9 protein-coding genes are annotated in these 11,235 nt (G+C 45.5%); all 9 read left to right on the top strand.

From position 1 onward, the window contains the following. Nucleotides 1-23: 23 nt before the first annotated feature. Nucleotides 24-842, top strand: coding sequence for a MetQ/NlpA family ABC transporter substrate-binding protein (locus AAA939_RS11380; protein ID WP_338208908.1), 819 nt, complete (start codon nucleotides 24-26; stop codon nucleotides 840-842). Nucleotides 843-1,204: 362 nt separating this feature from the next. Further along, nucleotides 1,205-2,134 carry an L-lactate dehydrogenase gene (locus AAA939_RS11385; protein ID WP_338230885.1) on the top strand — a complete coding sequence of 310 codons (930 nt, stop codon included), beginning with the start codon at nucleotides 1,205-1,207 and terminating at the stop codon, nucleotides 2,132-2,134. 187 nt (nucleotides 2,135-2,321) lie between these two features. Next, a complete protein-coding gene (locus AAA939_RS11390) occupies nucleotides 2,322-3,293 on the top strand; it encodes a DUF2785 domain-containing protein (protein ID WP_338208912.1) in 972 nt (323 codons plus the stop codon). Between the two features lie 21 nt (nucleotides 3,294-3,314). After that, nucleotides 3,315-4,352: a zinc-binding alcohol dehydrogenase family protein gene (locus AAA939_RS11395; protein WP_338208914.1), complete on the top strand. Its 1,038-nt coding sequence runs from the start codon at nucleotides 3,315-3,317 to the stop codon at nucleotides 4,350-4,352. A gap of 96 nt (nucleotides 4,353-4,448) precedes the next feature. After that, nucleotides 4,449-5,561, top strand: coding sequence for a D-alanine--D-alanine ligase family protein (locus AAA939_RS11400; RefSeq protein WP_338208915.1), 1,113 nt, complete (start codon nucleotides 4,449-4,451; stop codon nucleotides 5,559-5,561). 111 nt (nucleotides 5,562-5,672) lie between these two features. Beyond that, nucleotides 5,673-7,169, top strand: coding sequence for a glycerophosphodiester phosphodiesterase (locus AAA939_RS11405; RefSeq protein ID WP_338230886.1), 1,497 nt, complete (start codon nucleotides 5,673-5,675; stop codon nucleotides 7,167-7,169). 448 nt (nucleotides 7,170-7,617) lie between these two features. Next, nucleotides 7,618-8,514: a helix-turn-helix transcriptional regulator gene (locus AAA939_RS11410; protein WP_057707697.1), complete on the top strand. Its 897-nt coding sequence runs from the start codon at nucleotides 7,618-7,620 to the stop codon at nucleotides 8,512-8,514. A gap of 171 nt (nucleotides 8,515-8,685) precedes the next feature. Then, nucleotides 8,686-9,867 (top strand): serine hydrolase, encoded by a 1,182-nt coding sequence (locus AAA939_RS11415; RefSeq protein ID WP_338208919.1) that lies wholly within the window; start codon nucleotides 8,686-8,688, stop codon nucleotides 9,865-9,867. A 1,031-nt stretch (nucleotides 9,868-10,898) separates the two neighbouring features. Beyond that, a partial coding sequence (locus tag AAA939_RS11420; RefSeq protein WP_338230516.1) for a transposase family protein occupies nucleotides 10,899-11,235 on the top strand: 337 nt, incomplete at its 3' end.

An 11,235-nucleotide genomic window follows, 5' to 3' on the forward strand; every position in this document is an offset into this window, starting at 1 on the left:
AGAATTTTTAGGAGGCATTTGAGATGAAAAAAAAGGGAATTTTAGGATTATTAGCAGTTGCAGCAACCGCCTTTTTACTAGTGGGATGCGGTAAGTCGTCATCAAGCAATACCATTACAATTGGGGCTTCCTCAGTCCCACACGCTGAAATTTTAAAGCACATTCAGCCGCAACTTAAAAAAGAGGGCGTTGATTTAAAGATCAAAGTTTTCCAAGACTACGTATTACCAAATAAGGCGTTGGCATCAAAGGAATTGGATGCCAACTATTTCCAACACGTCCCATTTTTGAAGAATTGGAACAAGGAAAATAATGGGACCCTCGTTTCCGCAGGGGCCGTGCATTTGGAACCGATCGGTGTCTTTTCTAAGAAGGTCAAAAACTTAAAAGACTTGAAGAACGGTGCAACCGTCCTAGTTAGCAGCAACGTTGCCGACTACGGCCGGGTCTTAACGTTGTTTAGAGACGCCGGGTTAATTACCTTAAAGCCCGGAACGGACTTAACGTCAGCTAGTTTCAATGATATTAAAACGAACAAGCGTCACCTGAAGTTCAAGCATTCGTACGAACCTAAATTAATGGCTCAGTTCTATAAGAATAACGAAGGCGACGCGGTCGTTATCAACGCGAACTACGCGGTACAAGCCGGATTGAACCCAACTAAGGACGCCATTGCGCTAGAAAAATCGGATTCACCATACGCAAACATTGTGGCCGTTCGAAAAGGCGATCAAAACAAGCCAGCCATCAAGAAGTTGATGAAGGCGTTGACGTCTAAGAGTACCCAACAATGGATCAAGACGAAGTACAAGGGTGCCATCATGCCCGTATCTGATAATTAGAGTGTGACCACAGGCGGTTAGTTTGTGAGCATTAACGTAAAATCAGCGCTTATTCCTGGTCTTGGAATAGTCGCTGATTTTGGGTTAAGCGGAGCAAACTGCCGGTTGTCGCACGTTTCGACTATAATAATTGGAAAAGCTGTTCAGCCATATTTCTGGACAGCTTTTTTTGCGTTTTGCCCCGGATTTTTAGTGCCGTATGAACGACACCTTCCAGTTGGATCCTAACTTACGAAAAGCAAGTAAATTGGCTAGAAAAATTAATTTATTAAAATCGCATGAGACCGCGCCCCGCTTGACTTTGAGCGCCCTTAAAGGTACGCTAAACGGAGTAAAATAAACTACAGAATGGGGTTTGCACAATGCGTAAATATGGTGTGATTGGGTTAGGACAAGTCGGTGCGACCGTTGCTTATACGTTGGTCCAACAAGGGACCGTTGACGAATTAGTTTTAATCGATAAGAACGAAGCGTTAGCGACTGCTCAAAAACTTGATTTAGATGATGCTTCGGCACGACTAAGTTCAACCACGAAGATTATTTTAAACGACTACTCGGCGTTGGCCGATGCGGAAGTTCTAATTATCGCTTCTGGTAATATTAAAGCAATCGATATGACTAGTAGCAAGGGGCGTTTTGGCGAGTATGATTCTAACCAAGCCATTGTGCGTGATATTGCACCCAAGATCGTGGCGTCTGGTTTCAAAGGGATTCTGATTGATATCATGAACCCGTGCGACGTCATGACGGATTACTTGCAACGGATGACGGGCTTTCCACGTAACCGGGTATTCGGAACGGGGACGTTCTTGGATACGGCGCGGATGCAAAAGTACGTCGGTCAAGCGGTGCATACGAATGGTAAAAATGTTTCGGGTTACGTTTACGGTGAACACGGGAACTCTCAGTTTGTGGCGTGGTCAACGGTTAGCGTTAACGGTCAGCCAATTCAAAACTTTGAAGGTTTAGATTTAAAAGCCCTTGAAGAGGATGCACGGCAAGGGGCGTTTGCCGTGATGGCTGGGAAACATTACACCAACTTTGCGATTGCGACTTGCGGGGTGCGTTTAGCCGAAGCCGTCAGTGCGGATGCACAGTTAGCTTGTCCCGTTTCAGCATACGACCCAGAGTTTGGGACGTACGTGGGGATGCCAGCAGTCATTGGGAAGAACGGGATTGAATCCTTGATCAAACTTGATTTAACTGCGGACGAACGCGAACAATTGAGCGCATCGGCCAAGTTCATCAAGTCGCAAGTGGATATCTTGCCCCAACCAACGGGCAAAAATTAAATTAAAACACAATTGAACGGGTGGAAATCACCATGGGCGGGTTACTGGATGGCATAATTGCGATTTGGTAACGCGCCCCTTTCATCTCAAAAATTCCTAGCGTTTCTGTTAGAATCAGTCGTATTCCATGGGCAGCGCTTGGTCAACATGCTAAAATAGAACTTAAATTGGATATAACGAGGTCATTATGCAAGCAGAAAAATTAGCGCAAGTAAAAGCTTCAGTATTAGAAATTAGACAAGAATTACGAGCTGGCAAGTTATATCAGTCACTACCACAACGATTGGGAACGGTGATTGATCAGCTAGAGCCAACGCCGGCAACGACGGTCAGCACGCCTGAAGACGATATTCTGGATTTAGTTCAGGAATTGCGTACTGGTTTGGATGCGGGGACGTTGACCGAAATTACGGATCAACAGCTTGAACAGTTGCTCAGTCACGTTGGTTCATTGAACCCAGCTATTCGCGACCGGGGTTGTTATTACCTATTGAACGAAGCGTTACAACAACAACTGTTGACCGCTGATCAACTCGGCACCATTTTTGATTGGTTGGTTCAAGATGATCAACTATTCGCCCACATCAATGAGCCAGAAAATGACGCGGTTTTTGTGCGGTCCTTTTCCGTATTACTCCTGTCCGTATTGTTATACGCCGATCACGCTGGTGTGACGTTTATGACCGATGCGCGCCTCCAACAGTTAGTCAGCCAGTTCACGGTCTACGTCTTATTGGAAAATGATACGCGGGGGTTTGTTGGGACCCACGGTTGGGCCCACGCCTACACCCACATTGGTAACTTGTTAGACGAACTCGCGGACGAAGCACAATTGGCGCGTGCGGATAAACTATTAATGTTAGCCGCAATCATCAGCCGTTATCAACGGTTGAGTACGCCTTTAATCTACGGTGAACCGGAACGGCTATCAACATACTTGGCACTCATTACGAACAAGGATGAGTTATACAGTGATTACCTGCTGATGGCGATGAAGGGCTGGCACCGCTCGATGGTGATGCAGCCAGCACCAGGTACGGAAGCGGCGTGGACACGCGTCTTTAACCGGAATCGGTTACTCGAAGCCATGGCGTTACACGATGATTTTCCAACCGCCGTGGTCGATTATTTGGATGATGAATTAGAATTTTTAGGATGAGTTTGGAAGGAAGTCTCAGGGATGCAAGCAAAAGCGGTCGGTCTATATCAAGGATTACCTATTAGTGATCCGGCTAGTTTTCAAGATATCAAGGTTGAAGTCGCACAGCCACAGGGACGTGATTTGCTAGTGGAAGTACTCGCAACCGCGGTCAATCCAATCGATACTAAGCAACGTCAGGGGCAGGCAGCGACTAGCGACCCGCGGATTCTTGGGTTTGACGCTGTGGGTAAGGTCCTTGCCGTGGGTGATCGGGTCACGTCAATTATGACCGATGACTTGGTTTATTACGCTGGTGCGGTCGATCGACCAGGCAGCGACGCGCAGTACCAATTAGTTGATGAACGGTTAGTTGCCTTGGCACCGCAGAATTGGTCAGTCGCACAGACGGCGGGGTTACCGTTGACCACGCTGACGGCTTGGGAAGCGTTGTTTGAAAAGTTACCGTTAAAAGCGGAACGGCAAGCCAATCTCGGCAAAACCGTCCTGATCGTTAACGGTGCTGGTGGGGTCGGCTCGATTGCGATTCAGTTAGCCAAGTGGGCCGGTTTGACCGTGATTACGACGACTGGCAAACCAGCAACGACCGCTTGGGTCAAGCAGTTAGGCGCCGACGTTGTTCTGGATTATCACGATGATTTGGCCAAGCAATTACAGGCGGCAGGGTATGACAGTGTTGATCACGCGATTATTTTGCATTCGACCGACGGCTATTTACCAATCGTGGCACCGTTAGTTCGGCCATTGGGAACAATTGTCGCCGTGGTGACGAACCAACAGCCGCTGCCAATGGACCTATTAAAGCCGAAGAGTTTAAACTTTGCGTGGGAGTTCATGTTCACCAAAGCGAATTATCGGCTCACTGCCATGGCGACGCAGGGGATGATTTTGGCACGGGTCGCTGAGTTAGCTGACCAAGGGGTGTTGCAACCGACGACCAAGCGCGTGCTTGAGGGCATCAACGCAACGAACTTGAAAACGGCCCATGCGGTCGTTGAATCTGGACAGATGTTAGGTAAGATTGTGCTAACTGCACCGTTTGATGCGGATAATAACTAAATAATTGATTGCAAAAATGTTTTCAATTGTCACGAATTATTGTAGAATTGACTAAGCCGTAGTATGAAATAAATCTTGATAGGATGAACATAAATTATGGAGACACAAAAAAAGATCCACGTTGGCTTACTGTTTGGCGGTAACTCTTCGGAACATGACGTTTCGAAGCGTTCAGCGCATAACATTTACGATGCCATGGACAAAACAAAGTATGACATTGACCTCTTCTTGTTGACGAAGGATGGGATCGTCTTGAGTGACGCGGCAACTCGCCGGGTCTTCGCTGGCGAACCTGAAGATGACGTTGTGGCTACCGAAATGCCAAAATTGGATATGAGTGATCCATTGGCGCCCATCAAGAATTTGGCGTTGGCCAAAGACATTGATATCTTTTACCCAGTCGTTCACGGAAACTTGGGTGAAGATGGGACGCTGCAAGGACTCTTTAAATTATTGAAGAAACCCTACGTTGGGAGTGGTGTATTAGCTTCCGCTGCCAGTTTTGATAAGGATATTACTAAGCAGATTTTGACGCATCATCACATTCAAAATACGAAATACGTCGTTGTTACGCCGGAAAACCGGGACCAAATGACTTACGACTATTTACGTGAAAAGGTGGGCGCCCACCTCTTCATCAAGCCAGCTAACCAAGGTTCATCGGTTGGAATTCACAAGGCTGAAAATGAACAGGAATACGTGGATGGTTTGGCTGATGCTTTTAAGTATGATTACAAGATCTTAGTTGAAGAATCAATCGACAACCCGCGTGAAGTGGAATGTTCGATCTTAGGAAACGAGGATGCCAAAGCTTCTAAGCTAGGTGCAATCGACGTTCCCAAGAGCGATACGTTCTATGACTACAACAACAAGTTTGTCGATGCCAGTGGTGTGAGTTTCGAATTGCCAGTTGAATTGCCAGCTGACTTAACCAAGCGGATTCAAGACATGTCCTTAGGGGCGTTTAAAGCGTTGGGTCTAAAGGGGATGGCGCGGGTCGATTTCTTAGTTTCAGAAGATGGCGAACCGTACTTGGGTGAAATCAACACGTTACCTGGGTTTACGAACATCAGTCTGTATCCAAAACTATGGGAAGTTTCAGGGATTAGCTACACGGACCTGATCGACAAGTTAATTCAATTAGGGTTTGATGAATTTAAGCATCAATCAGAAATCCATTATGATTTTGTTGCATTAGATGCTGAATAAATAGATCACGAGTTTGTGGTGGCCGGGATGAAGTCCATTCATCGTGGCCACCATTTTTAGTTGGGGGGTGTAAATATTTTTAAACCTAATAAGAAAAGAATGTCCTTATCGTTGAGTACAACGTACTGGTGGGGAGCCGGCTTGACGTTAGCGTTACTAGTGAAAGTAGCTGGGTTAACGGTCGGGGGCTGGCTCAGTGCCTTGGGGCTGCTTTTGGTGAGCGTTTGGGTGCCTAGTTTGGCCGAAGTGAGTGGACAAAAAAGTTGGTCCTGGCGACAAAGGGGCCTGACGTGGGCGCTAGTTGTCCTGACGGGTGCACTCTGGTTGCCGCTCGGCTGGGGCGGTTACTTAGCGACGCTGCAGGCCAGTATTCAATTGCCGGCAAGTTTTCAGAATGTTATTTTTAACACGCGCTACGAGTGGTTGCCCGTCGTGGGTCCACTTTGGTTGATGGCCTGGCTATGGTCGTTTAAATGGCTACCGAGTTTGCGGAAACAGTTACAACGCCCAACGAGTTACCGGGAGTATTGGCTAACGGGTTGGCACGCGTCCTGGTGGGCAGCAACTAAGCAAGTGCTGCGGCTCCTCCCGTGGGTGGTCGCCTGGTTTGCGATTGGGACTTTTCTAGCCGGCGGTGTCTGGTTAATCGAGTTAATCCAGCCAAGTTGGGGTTATTTAATGGCAGTGCTTAGTTTGGCATTGTTACAATTACTAGCCTGGTGGGGCGTCTGGCAACTATGGCATCGCTACTGGCCGCAGCGAGTCATCACGGTTACCAATCGCTGGGTCCAGCTGATTTTGGTTATTGTGGCAGTCGGATATGCGGGTTGGTGGTTACAACCAGTCTCAGGGCCGTTACCAGCCGTGATTGCACACCGCGGGGTCAATGGGCCGGACGGGGTGCAAAACACCACCAGTGCGTTACGACAAACGGTTAAGCAGACCCAGCCGAACATGGTCGAGATGGATATTCAACCAACGGATGATCGGCATTGGGTCGTGATGCACGATCCGGACCTGCGGCATTTGGCTGACCGTCCGGGGCCCGTTCAGCGTTATAAACTCAAGCAGTTGGACGGCATTACGTTATCGGAAAACGGTCAGCGCGGGCAGCTGAGTACCTTTAAGCAGTACTTGACGGTCGCTGAAAAGCTTCATCAGCCGTTGTTGGTTGAGGTGAAGGCCCTAGGAGACGCCGCCCAACTCATGGGCCCGTTTGCGGCCGACTATGGGCAGCGTTTGATCCAAGCACATGGTGCGGTCCATTCCTTGGACTACCAAGTGATTGAGCGATTACGGCAACGTCAAAGTCAGTTACGACTCGGATTGATCACGCCGTTTTATCTCACTAACTTTAGTCACAGTGTCGCTGATTTTTACTCCTTGCAGGCGCTAACGGCGACCCGCGAACAGGTCAATGCCATGCACCGTGACGGTCACGAAGTCTATTTTTGGACGGTTGATCAACCCCTGGCGATGCAACGATTATCAGCGATGGGCGCGGATGGTTTGATTACCAATCGTCCCGGAAAATTACGGCAATTGCAAGCAAAACCGACCCATTACTACTTTTATCAATTAATTAATTGGTTAGTAAGTTGGTTATAAAATGGTGTGAATGACATGAGAGCTTGAGTTTGTTATTAAGTCTTTAAGTGATGAATAACTAAGTTTTATCTGTGGAATCATTGAGGTAAGCAAAAGGGACGCTGACTTGATTTCATCACCTATTTTGCACCTGACAGTCAATTAACGTCACTTAATATAAGTTGGTTAACGAACCATAAAACGTGATAATTAATAAATGACCCGCCCTATAAAGCATGGTATAACTTAATATTAAATAAGAATTACTCTTATTTCTTGCTTATAATGTATTATCTGAATATAATTATATGTGTAATTGGTATGGCCCAATTAAATGGTGTCCAACTATTTAAACATGTTACTTGAGGATTGATTCGGTGTTAAGCGACGGTTTGCTTGCGAGTGGGGTCGGGCAAAGCGGATGATCAGATAGAGTTAGTGTTTAGGCAATATAAAAGAGGGGTTTATCATGAGAATATTGGGAGAAAAAGTTCGGCAATTCAGGAAGCGCAAGGGGATGTCCCAAAAGGAACTAGCTGAAGGGATTTGTACGCAGGCAACGATTAGTTTGATTGAAAAAAAGAGCAAAATTCCAAGTATGAAAATTATGATGAAAATTTGTAATCGATTAGGAATTCGTTTGTCCGAAGTCATTATTGAAAATGACGACCAATTATACCGGACTTTCAAAAAAATTGATTTATTGATTCGACATACGAAGTTGGAAGAGGCCCAGGAAGTCTTTACTAAAATTCGGCCTAAGCAGTTACGTAGTAATAGTGATAAGAAGCAGTATTACTATTATGAAGGCTACTTACAACTAGTGTTGAACGATAACGCTGATGAAGCCATTTTCAACTTTGGGATGTTACTTAATCAGTTCGTCAAGTCGAGCCACGACATGTTTGCGATTCTAGCGACCCTTGGCACTGGATTGGCTTACGAACGCAAACAGTCTTACGATAAGGCAGAAATTTTTGTTAAACAGGCGGTTGCAACGTTGCACACCATGGATGCGCAGGCTGCACCAATTGGTGATGACGATTACTTACAAAATGAAATCTTGATTTACGCTTCGGCGGCTCAACTGTACGCTAAGATTAACTTCCCTGAAGAAGCCTTGGAGCTCATTGACTTGGCTTTAAAGAAAGCCCAGGATAGTCAATCATTGTACTTGTTGGACCGGTTGTACGCCCAAAAAGCGGCCAATGAAGTTGTATTGAACAATGTTCAAGCGGCCCATGACCATTATTATGTGGCTTACGCGTTGAGCTTAGTCACACATAATGAATTACTGACTCAAAAAATTATTAAAGAAATGGCCGAGTACCACATTGCGCCACTAAAGATTGCTAATGAAGCGTAGGCATTAAAACTACGGTTCGAACATCAATAAAGGCTGTGATCAATTGTCACAGTCTTTTATTTTGGGTTGGATTGCTCAGTTGGCCACCTGGTTTTACTTGCGTGGTTAGCTGAGCAAAGTTTATAATCTGAAAAGATAGTTCGGATGATCAACTCAAAAGGGGAAAATAATTTGTATTGTAAATTTTGTGGCGCTAAAAACGCACCAAAGGCAGCTTTTTGTAAAAACTGTGGTCAGCCATTAACGCAGGCACAGTCTACTGCTGAACCGCAACCGGAGCAGCAAAAGGTGATGCAAACCCGTTCAGACCAACATCGTAGTGGGGGCACACGTCAGCCCAAAAAACGGGGGCCGTGGCTATTTATTATTGGAGCGGTGGTCCTGATCGTGGCAATCGGCGGTTACGTTTACTATCAAAATGGTCAGTCGGAAAAACAAGCGGCACCGGCGACCAAGTCATCGCGAGCCACTAGCAAGGAGACGGTGGCGAAAAAGGATCAAGTCTCCCAATCTGTCAAAACGACTAAAGCGCCTAAACCTAGCGCACCGGCCAAATCGTCGTTTCCCAAGGCGGCGGTCAAACAAGTCGTTGACCAGCAAATGGCCGCGTTAGGTGGAACCAGTTCGGTCGCCGTTGTTCCAGTGACGGGGAATGGGGCCGTTGTTAGCCATAACCGGTCACAACGGGCCGCCAGTGTCATTAAGCTCTTTATCCTGGCGACCGTCTACCAACAAGTGGCTGACAAAAAATTGAATTTAGACAACACTTATCAGTTAAAGTCGAGCGATAAAGTCGGTGGCACGGGGACGCTACAAACGTTACCGAACGGCAGTGATTTGACTTATAAGGAAATCACGAAACGAATGATCGACGAGAGTGACAATACCGCTGCCAATATTATGATTGATACCGTTGGTGGGTTACGAGTTGTTAACCAAGAAATTTCACGCTTGGGGTTATCCCAAACCAAGCTTGGACGGCATCTAATGGATACGACCGCGTTACAGGCTGGCAAGGATAACTATACTTCGGTTGAAGACGTCGCCAAGCTTTTAAAGCAGCTGTATAATCATCAGCTAGTTTCTAAACAAGCTGACAAGCAAATGCTGTCGATTTTAAAGCAAAACGTCAACCATACTAAGTTACCGCACGACTTGCCAAGTGACGCCGTCGTTTACAATAAGACCGGGGAATACAACGAGTACGGCGTTCAAAACGATGCGGCCATTATTAAAAACCGGCACGGTGCGTTCGTAGTGGTCGTTTTATCTCAGGATGGTAAGGAACAAACGCAAGTGGCCGCAATGAACAAGTTGGGGTTATCACTTTACCAGACCATTTTAGAAAAATAGGTTAATGAAGTAACTCCTTAAAGTTGGACACAGAATTTACGCTGCTTGCCAGGCAGTTTTATGATATCAAAAAGCTGACCATAGAGAATCTTCGGATTTGCTATGGTCAGCTTTTAATTGGGGGACTTATGTCACAGCCCCCAGCTTTATTTGTCAGGTGCAAAATTCAGCTGACTTTCTTGACCAACACCACCAGTAATGCTGGTATTGCGATAGCAATGAAAACGCCGCTGAGTAGTATATCAGCGGCTAAACTAGTCCCGTCGTCCCGATTGTTACTATGACCTTTGATGTCTAGTTGGTTCATTACGGGACTGATGGATTCATGATATAGCCTAGATTTGTTTTCTCTCGTAGCAGCATCAAGGTTTAAAGATTTAGTCGTCAGTGACGTCAGTTTAACGCGTACTTTGCTAAACTTTGGCGCTAACAATCTTAGCGCTGGAAAAGCAACCAAATAGGATAATGACCATAAAGTGTTCAAGAAATACCAATGTAGAGGCATGGTACCGTTGGGCTTGGCTGTCATAAGATAGAATACCAATGCGAAGATCACAATACCATGTGCGTATGAAATCAGAATGGATTTTAGGATTTTCATAGGTTACCTCACTGTATCAACTAATCGTTACCGTCGTTAGACTTAGCATGGTCGCCCCTTTGAATAAGATAGTGTTGATTATAGTAATTCAAAAATCTAAATCAATATTTTGACTCAGTGATAGTCAATCTGCAAATAATGGGCGCTTAAAAGCCTTTAAAAGCAAGGATTTCCAAAAGGATAGTTAACTTTTGGAATCAACAACGCTACTGAAAATTTGATACAGTAAATCTAAGTTTAGCAGCTATAAAAGTGCAACTGCTATTAACACCGTAACAGTAGTGATAGTCATTTCTAAATTATGGCTCTAGAATATTGGGTGTTGATGGATTTCCATCAACACCCAGTTTTTGTGTAAAATAAAAAGGACAAATCTCCTCAATGCACCACTAGCACCGACCAAAGTAAAAGTAAAGGCAAGTGAGAAAAGATGTCCCAAAACCATTTTATCGAAGATACTCTTCAAATTAAAGACCCAAATATTATTTGTACTGATATTGATAGTAGTGATCCAAGCAAACAGGTTGTTCACGCCAAACTGACCTATCCTTTAGAGAACTGCCCACTTTGTGGCCAGCCCGAAGTAGTGCGTTTTGGGACTAACCTAATTAATGTCAGAATGCCCCCAGTCAAAGAACGACCAATTATTTTAAAATTGCGTAAGCAACGTTATCGGTGTAACTCCTGTAAGCATACTTTTAGCGCACAAACATCATTAGTTAAGCCACATTGCCAGATCTCAGAAGATACGAAGCAAATGATTATCT

Source organism: Lactiplantibacillus paraxiangfangensis (assembly GCF_036246185.1).
Taxonomy (GTDB): Bacteria; Bacillota; Bacilli; order Lactobacillales; family Lactobacillaceae; genus Lactiplantibacillus; species Lactiplantibacillus paraxiangfangensis.